We start from the raw sequence: 14414 nt of genomic DNA on the forward strand, positions 1-14414 counted from the left end.
CCGACCACAGGCTTCCGTACCCAGCCGCACGGCTCAGAGATTGTTCGAAATTCGCTCTGGCGAGTCATACGATGGTGGTTTCGAGAACCGGAGCGCAGCGGCCATTGGTCCGTGAGCACGGGAAGCGCAGAAACCACCTTCAGATGGCCGCCTGAGTAGAATTTCCAAACAATCTCTAGGCGAACTCCATGATCACCGCATCGACAGCCAGGCTGTCACCCGGCTTGGCGTTGAGCTTCGACACGACAAGATCGCGGTCGGCGCGCAGCACGTTTTCCATCTTCATCGCCTCGACCACGGCCAGCGTCTCGCCGGCCTTGACCTCCTGCCCCTCGGCAACCGCGATCGACACGACCAGGCCCGGCATCGGGCAAAGCAGCATCTTGGACGTGTCCGGCGCCACCTTCTCCGGCATCAGCCTTTCCAGCTCCGCCGTGCGCGGCAGCATGGCGCGCGCCGTCACCGAAATGCCTTTCCAGGCAATGCGCAGGCCGTTCGGCGCCGGCCTGATCTGCGCCGTGACCTTGCGGGCACCGACAGTGCCGCGCCAGATGAGGTCGCCCGGCCGCCAGTCGGACGCCACGGTCAGCGCTTTGCCGCCATCGACCGACAGATCGATTTCCATCGGAATGGAGATCATGCCCTCGATGATCGAAGCCTGGAGATAGTCGTCGCCGAGCTTCACCACCCAATCGCGCTTGAGTGCGCCCGAATGCGGCGCCAGCCGCCCGCCCAGCCGGTCGAGCCGGTCGCGGCGCAGAAGCTCGACCGCGGTGGCGATCGCCGCCAGCACTGCCTTTTCATCGCCATTGGGCACGATCGGCGCGAAGCCGTCAGGATATTCCTCGGCGATGAAGCCCGTCGATATCCGCCCCTCGCGCCAGCGCGGATGCTGCATCAGCGCCGCCAGGAACGGGATGTTGTGCTCGATGCCGTCGACGACGAAACTGTCCAGCGCTTCCGACATGGCATCGATGGCCTCGATACGCGTGGGCGCCCAGGTGCAGAGTTTTGCCACCATCGGATCATAGAACATCGAAATCTCGGAGCCTTCGGTGACGCCGGTGTCGTTGCGGATGAAGACATCGCCGAACTTGCCCTCCTCCGGCGGCCGGTAGCGCGTCAACCGGCCGATCGAGGGCAGGAAATTGCGATAGGGATCCTCGGCATAGAGCCGGCTTTCCACCGCCCAGCCGTTCAGCTTGACGTCGCTCTGCTCGATCGCCAGCTTCTCGCCGGCGGCGACACGGATCATCTGCTCGACCAGGTCGATGCCGGTAACAAGCTCCGTCACCGGATGCTCGACCTGCAATCGTGTATTCATTTCAAGGAAATAGAAGTTCTTTTCAGCATCGACGATGAACTCGACGGTGCCGGCGCTCTGGTAGTCGACCGCCTTGGCCAGCGCCACGGCCTGCTCGCCCATGGCCTTGCGCGTCCTGGCATCGAGGAATGGCGACGGCGCCTCTTCCGCAACCTTCTGGTTCCGGCGCTGGATCGAGCATTCGCGCTCGCCGAGATAGAGGGCGGTGCCATGCGCGTCGGCCAGCACCTGGATTTCGATATGACGCGGATCGACGACGAACTTTTCGATGAAGACTCGGTCGTCGCCGAACGAGCTTTTCGCCTCCGAGCGCGCCCGGTCGAAGCCGTCGCGCACTTCCGACTGGCTCCAGGCAATGCGCATGCCTTTACCGCCGCCGCCGGCCGAGGCCTTGATCATCACGGGATAACCGATCTCGCCGGCGATCTTTTCGGCATGGTCGGCATTTTCGATGACACCAAGCCAGCCGGGAACCGTCGACACCTCAGCGGCCTTGGCGAACTTCTTCGATTCGATCTTGTCGCCCATCGCCTTGATAGCCTTGGGTTTCGGACCGATGAAGACAATGCCCTCAGCCTCAAGCGCTTCGCAGAAGGCGGCCCGCTCCGACAGAAAACCGTAGCCGGGATGCACGGCCTGCGCGCCCGTCTCCTTGCAGGCAGCGATGATCTTTTCAGGCAGAAGATAGCTTTGCGCGGCAGGCGATGGCCCGATATGCACGGCTTCGTCGGCCATTTCGACGTGCACGGCGTCGCGATCGGCGTCGGAATAGACCGCTACGGTGGCAATCCCCATCCTGCGCGCCGTCTTGATGACGCGGCAAGCAATCTCGCCGCGATTGGCGATCAGGATTTTCGTGAACATCGAAGGCGTTTCCTCGGTCTTTCGTCCTTCTTATGGGCTTCGGCAGCCGGGCTCAAGCACCGCCGGCAGCGCACCCATCAAGACACTCCCTGCCCGCCAGGCCCGTGCCGAGGGGCGAAGGTTGGGCTCGCCGACGACTGGGCCAAGATTTGCGCCATATTTGGTCGCCAAATCGGGTTGAAACAGTATAAAAACCCTGAAAGCCTGAAGACCAATCGCCTTGGGAGGAATTGCCTGATGAAAACCCGCGCCGCTGTCGCTGTCGCCGCCGGAAAGCCGTTGGAAATCATGGAGGTCGACCTCGACGGACCGCGCGAAGGCGAGGTGCTGGTCGAGATCAAGGCGACCGGCATCTGCCACACCGACGAGTTCACCCTGTCGGGCGCCGATCCCGAAGGCCTGTTTCCGGCAATCCTCGGCCATGAAGGCGCTGGCGTTGTCGTCGATGTCGGCAAGGGCGTCACCTCGGTCAAGAAGGGCGACCACGTCATCCCGCTCTACACGCCGGAATGCCGGCAGTGCCCATCCTGCCTGTCGCGCAAGACCAATTTGTGCACCGCCATCCGCGCCACGCAGGGCCAAGGCTTGATGCCCGATGGCTCCTCGCGCTTCTCGATCGGCAAGGACAAGATCTTCCACTATATGGGCTGCTCGACCTTCTCCAATTTCACCGTTTTGCCCGAGATCGCCGTCGCCAAGGTCAACCCGGACGCGCCCTTCGACAAAATCTGCTACATTGGTTGCGGCGTCACCACCGGCATCGGCGCGGTCATCAACACCGCGAAGGTCGAGCAAGGCGCGACTGCTGTCGTCTTTGGTCTCGGTGGCATCGGCCTCAACGTCATCCAGGGCCTGAAGCTCGCCGGCGCTGACATGATCATCGGTGTCGACCTCAACAACGACAAGAAGGCATGGGGCGAGCGCTTCGGCATGACGCATTTCGTCAATCCGAAGGAGATCGACGGCGACATCGTTCCTCACCTCGTCAACTTGACCAAGCGCGGCGCCGACCAGATCGGCGGCGCCGACTACACATTCGACTGCACCGGCAACACCAAGGTGATGCGCCAGGCGCTGGAAGCCTCGCATCGCGGCTGGGGCAAGTCGGTCGTCATCGGCGTTGCGGGCGCCGGCCAGGAGATTTCGACCCGGCCGTTCCAGCTGGTCACCGGCCGCACCTGGATGGGCACCGCCTTTGGCGGCGCACGCGGCCGCACTGACGTGCCGAAAATCGTCGACTGGTACATGGACGGCAAGATCCAGATCGACCCGATGATCACCCATTTGCTGAAGCTTGAGGACATCAACAAGGGTTTTGATCTCATGCATGAGGGCAAGTCGATCAGGAGCGTCGTCGTTTACTAAGTGCGATCAGCAAAAGTGGCGCCCGGTTTTGCGTCCGATCGCACACCAAACGGAGGAAGAACAAGCCGCCGACCGAAGGGCCAGCGACTGAAGTTGCACAGGTTCAACAAGGGAGGAAGACAATGCCTGAGAAACTGCATCCCAAAATCGACAATGGCTTGCCAAAGGAGAGCGCAAGCTTTGCCGGCGGCACGCTGGTCTGCGCCTGCACCAGCAAGCCGGTGAAGGTGACGGTCAAGGGCCAGATCGCCCACAACCATGCCTGCGGCTGCACCAAATGCTGGAAGCCTGACGGCGCGGTGTTCTCGGTCGTGGCCGTAGCCGGCACCGGCGATGTCACAGTCACCGAAAACGGCGACAAGCTGAAAGTGGTCGACCCCTCGGCACTTATCCAGCGTCACGCCTGCACCGGCTGCGGTGTCCATATGCACGGACCGGTCGAGCGCGACCATCCGTTCAAGGGTCTGTCCTTCATCCATCCCGAGCGCTTCCAGGAAGACGGCTGGTCACCGCCGGGCTTCACCGCTTTCGTTTCGTCGATCATCGAATCCGGTGTCGACCCCAAGCGCATGGACGGCATCCGCGGCCAGTTGAAGTCGATGGGCCTCGAGCCCTATGACTGTCTCAACCCCGGCCTGATGGATTACATTGCCACCTGGACGGCGAAGAAGTCGGGCGCGCGGCCGGCCTGACAGTACGAGATTTCTGGCATGGGGCCGGGTAACATGCCGGCCCCATGTCCGTTTTGGAGAGATAATGCCGGCACCCGCCATCTACGTCGACGCCGACGCCTGCCCGGTGAAAGCCGAGGTCGAGAAGGTCGCCGAGCGCCATGGCGTGGTCGTCACCTACGTCTCCAATGGCGGGCTGCGTCCGTCGCGCGATCCGATGATTCGCAACGTCGTCGTCTCTAAAAGCGCCGATGCCGCTGACGATTGGATCGTCGAGAACGCAAAACCCAACGACATCGTGATCACCGCCGACATCCCGCTTGCCGCTCGCACCGTGGCGCTCGGCGCGCATGTGCTTGGGCCAACCGGCCGGCCGTTCACGCCGGAGACCATCGGCATGGCGGTTGCAATGCGCGATTTGAAGCAGCATCTGCGCGAAACCGGCGAGAGCAAGGGCTACAATGCCAGCTTTGCGCCACAGGATCGCTCGCGTTTCCTGGGTGAGCTCGACCGTATCTTGCGGCGGGCTCTGAAATCCGTCACACCCGACCAGACGTGAAGCATCATCCGAGGTCGGGCTATGGCCGACACATCGCCGAATAACCCCTTGCAGCGGCACAAGCAGTTCTTTGTGTCGCTAGCCGTCGGTCTGGTCGTATTTGCCGCGGTATTGCCTTTGATTGGATCGCTCCCCGTCTCCACGCGGCTTGCTTATTCGATCTCGATTGCCGCCGATTCCTTCTTCGTCGTCTTCATCGCGCTCGTCATCGCCAAGATGCCGCTGCTGTCCGGCCGCTATCTCAGCAAGAACGCGCGCGAACTGGACCTCCCAGTGCTGGGCATCTTTGCCATCACGCTCGGCATCGTCGCCATGGCCATTGTCCTGCTGTTCCTTTTGATCAATCACAAGGATCGCGACCCCATCGAACTCGGCTTCGCCATGCTGTCGATCCCGCTTGGCTGGTTCACCATCCATGCCATGGCCGCCCTCCACTATGCGCATGTCTACTGGATGGACGGCGACGCGATCGATGCCGAAACCAAGAAGAAGATACCGGTCGGCGGCCTCGATTTTCCCGGCAGCAAACGGCCGGACGGTTGGGACTTTCTCTATTTCGCGACGGTGATCGGCATGACCGCGCAGACCGCCGACACCGCGATCACGACCTCGCATATGCGCCGCGTGGTGCTTGTCCATTCGATCCTGTCGTTCTTCTTCAACGCCGTCATCGTCGCCGCCGTCGTCAATCTCGCGGTGAGCCTCGGCAATTGAGTATCCGTGCCCGCGATAAACCCGTGCCCGTAATAAAAACGTGACCGCATGAAACATCGCTTTCGATAGCGACGTATTGGGAGGACAAGGACGAGCGCGGCCATCCCAGGATCGCGCAGCCGGAGGCGAGGAAAAGATGGAAACCATTACCATGAGTCAGCCCGGCGCAGGCGTCGATGCCGCCTCAACGAAGGATGCGACGCTGATCTACCGGCAATCGCGCTGGACCCGCCTGACGCACTGGCTGTGGGCGATCTCGCTGTTCTTCTTGCTTTTGTCCGGCCTGCAGATCTTCAATGCCCGGCCGCAGCTCTACATCGGCAAGCAATCCGGCTTCGAGTACAACAACACCGTCTTTGCCATCGGCGCCGAAAACACCGCCACCGGCCCGCGCGGCTATACCGAAATCTTCGGCCATCGCTTCGACACCACAGGCGTGCTCGGCTGGTCGGGCCCGGCCCGGCAGCAAACGTCGCGTGCCTTCCCGTCCTGGGCGACAATCCCGTCCTATTACGATCTCGGCACCGCCCGCGTTGTGCATTTCTTCTTCGCCTGGATACTGACAACCACCTTGGTCGTCTGGCTGGTCGCCAGCCTGGTCAACGGCCATCTGCGCCGCGATCTGGCGCCGCGCCTTGACGATCTCAAGCGGCTGCCGCAGGACATCATCGAGCACGCCAAGCTCAGGTTCCACCACACACGCGAATACAACACGCTGCAGAAAATGGCCTATGGCGGCGTACTGTTCGTGCTGTTGCCACTCATGATCATCACCGGCCTTGCCATGTCGCCGAGCATGAACTCGGTGCTGCCCTGGCTCAACGAACTGCTCGGCGGAAGGCAGACGGCGCGCACCATCCATTTCACGGTGATGGTGCTGCTGGTCGGCTTTTTCATCGTCCATATGATGATGATCCTCGCCGCCGGCCCGATCAACGAACTGCGCTCGATCATCACCGGCTGGTACCGCACCGATCCGCCAAGGCATGGCGACACCGAGAGGAGTGCGTGAGATGGCCAAATTCCAGATCAGCCGCCGAAAGTTCCTGACGGGCGCCGGCCTCGGCGTTTCCGGCATCATGTTGTCGGGCTGCGATGCCTTCGACAGCCAGCTCGGCATGGGCGACGGCCTGCGCAGTTTCCTCGAAAACGCCAATGGCCTGACCTACCGCGCGCAACGCTGGCTTGCCGGCCGCGATGCTCTGGCGCCGGAATTCACCGAGGCCGACATCCGCCAGCCGCAGCGGCCGAACGGCGTCACCGCGCCCGACGATGACACCTACAAGGGCCTGCTCGCCAACAATTTCGCCGACTGGCGGCTGGAGGTAACGGGCCTGGTCGAAAAGCCGCTGTCGCTCAGCCGCGAGCAGTTGGAGAACATGCCGAGCCGCACGCAGATCACCCGCCACGACTGTGTCGAAGGCTGGAGCTGCATCGCCAAATGGACCGGCACCCCGCTGTCGCTGGTGCTCGACCAGGCTGTGGTCAAGCCGCAGGCCCGCTATGTCATGTTCCACTGCCTCGATACGATCGATCGCAGCCTCTCCGGGGAAATCAAATATTACGGCACCATCGACCTGATCGATGCCCGCCACCCGCAGACGATCCTCGCCTACGGCCTCAACGGCAAGCCGCTGCCGGTCGAAAACGGCGCGCCGCTGCGCGTGCGCGTCGAACGACAGCTCGGCTACAAGATGCCGAAGTATCTCTACAAGATCGAGCTCGTCGACAGTTTTGCCAATATCGGCGGCAGCCGCGGCGGCTATTGGGAAGACAATGGCTATGACTGGTATGGCGGGATTTGATGGCCTCGCATTCTGACCGAGCACGATCTGACTCCGGCCGAACCGAGCTTGCCTGAGGAAGCCGGTTTCGAGCGCGTGGCCGAACTTGGCGATTGGCCTGAAGACACTCCAATATCGTCCTCTGCAAAACGGTCGCAGAAAACGGCGCGGCTTAAGCAACCTTGTCGAGCAGTGGCTTGAGCGCCGGATGTATCTCCGGCGAGGCGAGTTTGATCAGCGTCAGCAGCGCGCGTTCATTGTCACGCAGCGGGCGGTCGGTGCCGATGCGATCGGCCAGCCATTTCGCCTCGCTGGCGTCGATCGTCTCGGCGCGGCGCGCGAGTGCCTCGGCGGCACGGTTCTTCGACTCCCATTCGGCCTCGATATCGCCGGGCGAACGATAGGCTTCCATGATGCCGGCCAGGCCGCCCGACACCATGCGGCTGAAGAAGCCACCAATTTCGGGCTCGACCTGGTCCAAGAAACTGTCACGACGCAGCGCCACATCGCGCGTCGGCGCTTCGTAGCCGGCCGAACACATGACGAAATTGGCGAGCGCCTTGACGAACAGGTCGTTCCAGGACGGGTCGTTGTGGGCCGCTGCGGTCTGCTCGTTGATCTGGAACAGCACCTCGGCCTCAACCCGTGTGATGGCGATGTTACCGTCGCCGCCATAGGCATGGAGAATGCGGCGCAACAGATCGACCTCTGCCTTGGCGACCAGCCCGGGAACCAGCGCGCCGCCGAGCATCAGTGGTCCCTTGCCGTCGACCACCGCGTTGGCGACCTGCTCGAGCGCATAGGCGGAGAGCCGGCCGGGCGATGATTTCGCCCTTTCCAGCACATGCACCAGCAGCTCCAGTTCGGTCACACTGTCGACCATTCCGTCGCGCGAGATGGTCTGGATCAGCCAACCGGCATTGTCTTCAGAGATATAGCCTGCCGGCTTTTCCTGGTGGACGATGTAGTCGGTAACGGCCTCGACGAAGAATTCAGGCCATTGCGGGCATTTGTCCGTCGCTGTCGCATCGAGCGCGAACAGTGCTTCAGCCTCGCCGCGCGTCACCACGCCGTCGGCGAACACTTCGCGACGCAGCATGACGACATCTTCCGCCGTGATGCGGTCCTTCGAGGCCAGCCCCGCCACCGGCGCGCTCCCGATCCGTTCGCCCATCTGTCAATCCCCATCCGCCGTGCCCAACGCAATTGCCGGCCAAACCGTCAGCCCAGAATATCGCCATTGTCTTGAAAAACCGGCAAACGGCGTGGTTAGCGAAGACTGTAAAGACGACGCGCTTTACGTGTCGCTGGCAGGTGACAAGGTGTCGCCGACAAGCTATGGATGGCGCGTCGAGGGCTTAAGTTTTGAGTCCTACCTGTTTGCGGGAGAGAGCAGCGCGAGCTGCCGCCGAAGGGGAAATCGCCCGAAATCTCTCAGGCAAAAGAACCGTAGACGGGAAAGACACTCTGGAAAGTCGGGGCTTGCCCCCGCGCCGAAGGTGTAAGCGTCGCCGACAGAGTTCCGGTTGCGCGAGTCTCTCAGGCTTCAGACAGAGGGGCACGGACTGGTCGCCAGCAGCGGCCGATTGCGTGCGACTCTGGAGATGACATGACGGGCGACGACACCAAACACCTTCCTCTCGAAGATCTGCACACCGCCGCCGGCGCACGCTTTGGCGCCTTTGCGGGCTGGTCGATGCCGCTGACCTATCCGGCCGGCGTGATGAAGGAGCACCTTCACACCCGCGAACATGCCGGCCTGTTCGACATTTCGCATATGAAGCTGTTCGAGATCAGCGGACCGGGCGCTGCGGCACTGCTCAACCGCGCCAGTCCGCTCGATGCCGGCGCGCTTGAGATTTCACAGTCCAAATATACCTTCTTCCTCAACGAGGCCGCCGGGATCATCGACGATCTGATCGTCACCCGGCTCGGCGCCGAGCGCTTCATGGTGGTCGCCAACGCCGGGAATGCGGTCGAGGACGAGAAGCATTTGCGTGCGCTGGCGACCGATTTCGACGTGAAGGTCGATGCGCTCGATCGCGTCTTCCTGGCGATCCAGGGGCCCGAAGCCTGGGCTGCCTTGTCCCGCGCCGGCATCGAGACCGGCTCGCTCTTGTTCATGCATGGCATCGAGCCGAAGCAAAACTGGTTCATGAGCCGCTCCGGCTACACCGGCGAGGACGGCTTCGAGATCGGCCTGCCGGAGGCGGATGCGCGCGCTCTGGCCACGAAACTGATCGAGGACGAGCGTGTGTTGTGGATCGGCCTTGCTGCCCGCGACTCGCTGCGGTTGGAGGCCGGCCTGTGCCTGCACGGCCAGGACATCACGCCGGAGATCGATCCGGCGAGTGCCGGCCTGATGTGGGCGATCCCCAAAGATCTCCGCGCCGGCGGATCCTTCATCGGCGCCGATGCGCTGCGGTCCATCCTGGAGCGCGGGTCGTCGCAAAAGCGCGTCGGCCTGAAGCCGGACGGCCGCCAGCCGGTGCGCGCCGGCGCTGCTTTGTTCGATGCCGACGGCAATCCGGCCGGCCACGTGACATCAGGCGGCTTCGGCCCCTCGGCCGGCCATCCCGTCGCCATGGGCTATGTGTCAACGGCCTTGGCCAAGCCGGGCACAAAACTCTTCGCCGATGTTCGCGGGACGAAAATCTCGGTCGATATCAGCTCCTTGCCCATCACTCCTCATCGCTACCGCAAAGGATAATTCCGATGGCAAAAACCTATTTCACACAAGATCACGAATGGCTGAGCGTCGAGGGAGGCATCGCCACCGTCGGGATAACCGACTATGCGCAGGAACAGCTTGGCGATCTCGTCTTCGTCGAACTGCCTCAAATCGGCACCAAACTCAGTAAGGGCGACACCGCCGTGGTCGTCGAATCCGTCAAGGCGGCATCCGATGTTTATGCGCCGGTTGATGGCGAGATCACCGACGCCAACGGCGCGCTGTCCTCGGACCCGTCGCTGGTCAACTCCGCTGCGACCGGCGACGGCTGGCTGTGGAAGATGAAGCTCGCCGACGAAGGCCAACTCGCAGGCCTCATGAATGAGGCCGCCTACAAAGCCCATATCGGTTGACATCAGGACCTATTGCCATGAGCGCAGCACTTACCCCCTTCTCGGCCCGCCACATCGGTCCTGATGTAAACGACGTCAGAGCCATGCTTGCCGTGATCGGCGTTCCCTCAGTCGAGACGCTGATCAGCCAGGCCGTGCCGCAGTCGATCCGCCTCGATCTGCCGCTAGCCCTTCCCGCGCCGGCGAGCGAAGCCGAAGCGCTGGCCGAATTGGCTGCGACCATGGCAAAAAACAGGGTGCTGAAGAGCTTCATCGGCGCCGGCTATCACGGCGTCCATGTGCCGCCGGTCATCCAGCGCAACCTGTTCGAGAACCCGGCCTGGTACACGGCCTATACGCCCTACCAGGCCGAGATCAGCCAGGGCCGCCTGGAAATGCTGTTCAACTTCCAGACCTTGGTCACCGAATTGACCGGCCTGCCGGTGGCTTCGGCCTCCCTGCTCGACGAAGCGACGGCGGTGGCCGAAGCGGTCGGCATCGCGCTGCGCCATCACCGCGACAAGCGCACCAAGGTGGCGCTGGCCGGCACGCCGCATCCGCAGACGCTGGACGTCGTGCGCACCCGCGCCGAGCCGCTCGGCATCGAGATCGATGGCGAGACCATCGACGACAACACCGCCGCCCTGCTGGTCTCCTGGCCGGACACGTTTGGCGTCTATGGCGACCACAAGGCGGCGATCGAGAAGGCTCGCGCCACCGGCGCCGTGGTCGTCTTCATCGCCGATCCGCTTGCGCTCACGCTGACCGAAGCGCCGGCCAGGCTTGGCGCCGACATCGCCGTCGGCCCGATGCAGCGCTTTGGCGTGCCGATGGGCTTTGGCGGCCCGCACGCCGCCTATTGCGCCGTCTCCGACAAGCTGACCCGGCTGATGCCCGGCCGCCTCGTCGGCCAGTCGATCGACAGCAAGGGCCGTCCCGGCTATCGCCTCGCCCTGCAGACGCGCGAACAGCATATCCGCCGCGACAAGGCGACCTCCAACATCTGCACCGCGCAGGCGCTGCTTGCCAACATGGCGACCGCATACGCGATCTGGCACGGGCCTACTGGTTTGCAGGCGATCGCAGCCCGAATTCATGAGCTCGCCAACGGCCTCGCAGCAGGCCTGAAAACCGCTGGTGTTTCCGTGCTCGGCTCAAGCCGTTTCGACACGGTGACGGCCGAAGTGAAGGGCAAGGCAGCTTCGATCGCCGCTGCCGCTGAAAAAGGTGGCCGGCTGCTGCGCGTCATCGATGCCGACCGCATCAGCATCGCCTTCGACGAAACCTCGACCGAGGCGGATCTCGAGGCTATCGCCGCCCTGTTCGGCGCCAAGTCCGGCGCTACTGAGGCCGGCGCGATGCCCGGCAAGCCGCGCGGCAAGGAGTTTCTGACCCAGCCGGTTTTCCGCGAAAACCACTCCGAGACCGACATGATGCGCCTGCTGCGCAGGCTAGCCGACAAGGATTTGGCGCTCGACCGCACCATGATCCCGTTGGGCTCCTGCACCATGAAGCTCAACGCGGCGGCCGAAATGATGCCGGTCAGCTGGCCTGTTGTCGCCAACCTCCATCCCTTCGCGCCGGCCAGCCATTCGGCCGGCTATCGCGCCATGGTCGGCGAGCTGGAAGGCTGGCTGGCGGAGATCACCGGCTTCGACGCCGTCAGCCTGCAGCCCAATGCCGGCAGCCAAGGCGAATATGCCGGCCTGCTCGCCATCCGCGCCTATCACCGTTCGCGTGGCGAAGGCCATCGCACCATCTGCCTGATCCCCCAGTCCGCGCATGGCACCAATCCCGCGAGTGCGGCGATGGCCGGCATGAGCGTCGTCGTCGTGCGTTGCCTGGAGGACGGCAATATCGACATGGACGATATGCGGGCCAAGGCCAACGAGCATTCGAAGAATCTCGCAGCCCTGATGTTCACCTATCCCTCGACGCACGGCGTCTACGAAGAAGGCGCGCGCCACCTGTGCGCTCTCATCCACGAACATGGCGGCCAGGTCTATTTCGACGGCGCCAACCTTAACGCCCTGGTTGCTTTGGCGCGGCCCGCCGATATCGGCGCCGATGTCTGCCACATGAACCTGCACAAGACCTTCTGCATCCCGCATGGCGGCGGCGGTCCGGGCGTCGGTCCGATCGGCGTCAGGGCGCATCTGAAACCCTATCTGCCGGGTCATGTCACCGAAGGTTCGGCGCATGCCGTGTCCGCTGCCCCGTTCGGCAGCGCTTCCATCCTGCCGATCACCTGGATGTACATCCGCATGATGGGCGCCGCCGGCCTGAAGCAGGCGACGGAGACGGCGATCATCTCGGCCAATTATGTGGCGACGCGGCTCGCGCCGCACTTCCCGCTTCTCTACAAGGGCAGGCACGATCGCATCGCGCATGAATGCATCCTCGACACGCGCGTGCTCAAGGAGAGCGCTGGCATCAGCGTCGACGATATCGCCAAGCGGCTGATCGATTACGGTTTTCACGCGCCGACCATGTCGTTCCCTGTCGCCGGCACGCTGATGGTCGAGCCGACCGAATCCGAGCCCAAGCGCGAACTCGACCGGTTCTGCGAGGCGATGATCGCCATTGCCGGCGAGGCAGCGAAAGTGGCGAAGGGTGAATGGCCGCTCGAGGACAACCCGCTGGTCAATGCCCCGCACACGGCGGCCGAAACCCTTGCCGGCCAGTGGACCCACCCCTATTCGCGGCTGGAAGCGGCCTACCCCGCCGGCGATGTCGATACAGCGGCCAAATACTGGCCGCCGGTCTCGCGCATCGACAATGTCGCCGGCGACCGCAACCTCGTCTGCTCCTGCCCGCCGCTGTCGGAATATCTCGGCGCCGCCGAATAACACTCTGGCCTGTCAGGCTGAGCGCAGGGCCGGTCCGTCGGCTTTGCCGTTGAGGACAAGCACGCGATTTCGCCCGGCGTTCTTGGCCGCGTAGAGCGCCCGGTCGGCCTCGGCCAGCACTTCATCCAGGCTGCTGCCGTCTTCCTTGCCAAAGCCAATGCCGCCGCTGACGCTGCTGCGCAACGGCCCGCGCGGCGTCGGCACCACTTCCGTGCCGAAGGCGACGCCGATCCTGCTGGCGAAATCGTAGGCCTTGTCTTCGGTCATCCGAGACATGACCAACGCGAACTCCTCGCCGCCCAGCCGGAAGGCGTCGACGCCAACCCTGTCATACTTCTTGATGACTGCGGCGAAACGGCAGAGCACCCGATCGCCGACGGGATGGCCATAGACATCGTTGGTTCGCTTGAAGTGGTCGAGGTCGAACATGGCGACCGACATGAACGGGCCGAAGACGCGCTCGCGATAGAGCGAGTTCAAAGCCCTCGGTTCATCAGACCGGTCAACGGGTCGGTCAGGGTCTCGGCCTTCAGTTCGATCTGTGCCTGCAGATGATGCATCGACAGCGTCAGCGCGCCGAGAGCCGTCATGCAGGCGACCGCCACGACCGAATTCAACCGCTCGGCCCAATTGTCGGGTGCGACGCCGAGCACCCACTGGCCCTTGACCAGAAGCACGGCGCCGCAGAGCCCGAAGGATACGCCGCAGACGCCGCTTAGCGCCGAAACGACCAGCAGAATGCCGCGATCCTGACCGCCCTTGATCCAGAACATCACCCCGATCGAGGCGAGCAGCACTGTTACCGTCGTATAGGTGAGGATGAAGCCGACACCATCGAAACCGAGATAGGTCACGCCGGCGCAGACAGCGATCGCGAGCATGGCCGGCAGGACAGCGCGGCTGTAATTGCGCACACCAAGATATTGGATGGCCGAAAGTGAAAGCGCCAGGAAACCGAGGCTGAGCAGCGCCAACGCTGCCTGACAAAGCAACGGACTGGGCTCCCTCGTGTAGCGCCAGAAGACGATGACGTGGGCGACAAGGACGAGAATGCCGCACGCAACCGTCAGCACGAAGCGTGGACGCGGCGCCGTGAACCAGATCACAAACATGGTGACGCTCAGGCATGTGCCCGACAGCGCAGCCGCCAGCAATAGCGAACTGAAATCCAGCATGGATGAGCGGCAACCTTTGGGATCTTCGATTTGTGGCGCATCATAG

General features: G+C 63.2%; 13 protein-coding genes and 1 riboswitch. Of the genes, 9 read left to right on the top strand and 4 right to left on the bottom strand.

Features of this window, described 5'->3' with window-relative positions; genetic code table 11:
* Positions 1–175 precede the first annotated feature (175 nt).
* Positions 176–2188 (bottom strand): acetyl-CoA carboxylase biotin carboxylase subunit, encoded by a 2013-nt coding sequence (locus AC3EML_RS22410; protein WP_352520464.1) that lies wholly within the window; start codon positions 2186–2188, stop codon positions 176–178.
* Between the two features lie 237 nt (positions 2189–2425).
* Here AC3EML_RS22410 and AC3EML_RS22415 point away from each other — a divergent pair, with 237 nt between their 5' ends.
* The 6 genes from AC3EML_RS22415 to AC3EML_RS22440 all read left to right on the top strand — a co-directional run bounded on the left by AC3EML_RS22415 (position 2426) and on the right by AC3EML_RS22440 (position 7302).
* Positions 2426–3553 carry an S-(hydroxymethyl)glutathione dehydrogenase/class III alcohol dehydrogenase gene (locus AC3EML_RS22415; RefSeq protein WP_023681583.1) on the top strand — a complete coding sequence of 376 codons (1128 nt, stop codon included), beginning with the start codon at positions 2426–2428 and terminating at the stop codon, positions 3551–3553.
* 122 nt (positions 3554–3675) lie between these two features.
* On the top strand, positions 3676–4245 hold the full coding sequence (gene gfa, locus AC3EML_RS22420) for an S-(hydroxymethyl)glutathione synthase (RefSeq protein WP_023710637.1): 570 nt from the start codon (positions 3676–3678) through the stop codon (positions 4243–4245).
* A 64-nt stretch (positions 4246–4309) separates the two neighbouring features.
* Complete coding sequence (locus AC3EML_RS22425; protein ID WP_023695438.1) at positions 4310–4783, top strand: YaiI/YqxD family protein; 474 nt, start codon at positions 4310–4312, stop codon at positions 4781–4783.
* A gap of 21 nt (positions 4784–4804) precedes the next feature.
* A complete protein-coding gene (locus tag AC3EML_RS22430; protein ID WP_023688301.1) occupies positions 4805–5497 on the top strand; it encodes a DUF1345 domain-containing protein in 693 nt (230 codons plus the stop codon).
* 136 nt (positions 5498–5633) lie between these two features.
* Entirely contained in the window at positions 5634–6509 is an 876-nt protein-coding gene (locus AC3EML_RS22435) for a cytochrome b/b6 domain-containing protein (RefSeq protein ID WP_023691148.1), read from the top strand.
* Position 6510: 1 nt separating this feature from the next.
* Positions 6511–7302, top strand: coding sequence for a molybdopterin-binding protein (locus AC3EML_RS22440; RefSeq protein ID WP_023667591.1), 792 nt, complete (start codon positions 6511–6513; stop codon positions 7300–7302).
* Positions 7303–7453: 151 nt separating this feature from the next.
* Here AC3EML_RS22440 and AC3EML_RS22445 read toward each other — a convergent pair whose 3' ends face one another.
* Positions 7454–8455, bottom strand: coding sequence for a hypothetical protein (locus AC3EML_RS22445; protein ID WP_023710640.1), 1002 nt, complete (start codon positions 8453–8455; stop codon positions 7454–7456).
* A 199-nt stretch (positions 8456–8654) separates the two neighbouring features.
* A riboswitch (glycine riboswitch) is annotated at positions 8655–8741 on the top strand.
* A 149-nt stretch (positions 8742–8890) separates the two neighbouring features.
* Between AC3EML_RS22445 and gcvT the strand changes: the two genes are divergently transcribed.
* The 3 genes from gcvT to gcvP are packed head-to-tail and all read left to right on the top strand — an operon-like array spanning position 8891 to position 13193.
* Positions 8891–9991, top strand: coding sequence for a glycine cleavage system aminomethyltransferase GcvT (gene gcvT, locus AC3EML_RS22450; protein WP_352520465.1), 1101 nt, complete (start codon positions 8891–8893; stop codon positions 9989–9991).
* Between the two features lie 5 nt (positions 9992–9996).
* Positions 9997–10365 carry a glycine cleavage system protein GcvH gene (gene gcvH, locus AC3EML_RS22455; protein ID WP_023681591.1) on the top strand — a complete coding sequence of 123 codons (369 nt, stop codon included), beginning with the start codon at positions 9997–9999 and terminating at the stop codon, positions 10363–10365.
* Positions 10366–10382: 17 nt separating this feature from the next.
* The gene (gcvP, locus tag AC3EML_RS22460) at positions 10383–13193 is read left to right on the top strand and encodes an aminomethyl-transferring glycine dehydrogenase (RefSeq protein WP_023729867.1); all 2811 of its coding nucleotides are present in this window, start codon (positions 10383–10385) and stop codon (positions 13191–13193) included.
* Positions 13194–13205: 12 nt separating this feature from the next.
* On the opposite strand, the gene AC3EML_RS22465 is transcribed toward gcvP, so the two are convergent.
* Positions 13206–13673 carry a GGDEF domain-containing protein gene (locus AC3EML_RS22465; protein ID WP_352520466.1) on the bottom strand — a complete coding sequence of 156 codons (468 nt, stop codon included), beginning with the start codon at positions 13671–13673 and terminating at the stop codon, positions 13206–13208.
* Positions 13670–14368: a hypothetical protein gene (locus AC3EML_RS22470; RefSeq protein ID WP_352520467.1), complete on the bottom strand. Its 699-nt coding sequence runs from the start codon at positions 14366–14368 to the stop codon at positions 13670–13672. Before AC3EML_RS22470 ends, AC3EML_RS22465 begins: the two co-directional genes overlap by 4 nt.
* Positions 14369–14414: the final 46 nt, after the last annotated feature.

Source organism: Mesorhizobium sp. P170090, assembly GCF_057786115.1.

What these genes read in the sequence shown, in the direction of transcription:
- AC3EML_RS22410 (WP_352520464.1), bottom strand. Translation starts at nt 2,188, where the DNA reads ATGTTCACGAAAATCCTGATCGCCAATCGCGGCGAGATTGCTTGCCGC.
- AC3EML_RS22415 (WP_023681583.1), top strand. Translation starts at nt 2,426, where the DNA reads ATGAAAACCCGCGCCGCTGTCGCTGTCGCCGCCGGAAAGCCGTTGGAA.
- gfa (WP_023710637.1), top strand. Translation starts at nt 3,676, where the DNA reads ATGCCTGAGAAACTGCATCCCAAAATCGACAATGGCTTGCCAAAGGAG.
- AC3EML_RS22425 (WP_023695438.1), top strand. Translation starts at nt 4,310, where the DNA reads ATGCCGGCACCCGCCATCTACGTCGACGCCGACGCCTGCCCGGTGAAA.
- AC3EML_RS22430 (WP_023688301.1), top strand. Translation starts at nt 4,805, where the DNA reads ATGGCCGACACATCGCCGAATAACCCCTTGCAGCGGCACAAGCAGTTC.
- AC3EML_RS22435 (WP_023691148.1), top strand. Translation starts at nt 5,634, where the DNA reads ATGGAAACCATTACCATGAGTCAGCCCGGCGCAGGCGTCGATGCCGCC.
- AC3EML_RS22440 (WP_023667591.1), top strand. Translation starts at nt 6,511, where the DNA reads ATGGCCAAATTCCAGATCAGCCGCCGAAAGTTCCTGACGGGCGCCGGC.
- AC3EML_RS22445 (WP_023710640.1), bottom strand. Translation starts at nt 8,455, where the DNA reads ATGGGCGAACGGATCGGGAGCGCGCCGGTGGCGGGGCTGGCCTCGAAG.
- gcvT (WP_352520465.1), top strand. Translation starts at nt 8,891, where the DNA reads ATGACGGGCGACGACACCAAACACCTTCCTCTCGAAGATCTGCACACC.
- gcvH (WP_023681591.1), top strand. Translation starts at nt 9,997, where the DNA reads ATGGCAAAAACCTATTTCACACAAGATCACGAATGGCTGAGCGTCGAG.
- gcvP (WP_023729867.1), top strand. Translation starts at nt 10,383, where the DNA reads ATGAGCGCAGCACTTACCCCCTTCTCGGCCCGCCACATCGGTCCTGAT.
- AC3EML_RS22470 (WP_352520467.1), bottom strand. Translation starts at nt 14,368, where the DNA reads ATGCTGGATTTCAGTTCGCTATTGCTGGCGGCTGCGCTGTCGGGCACA.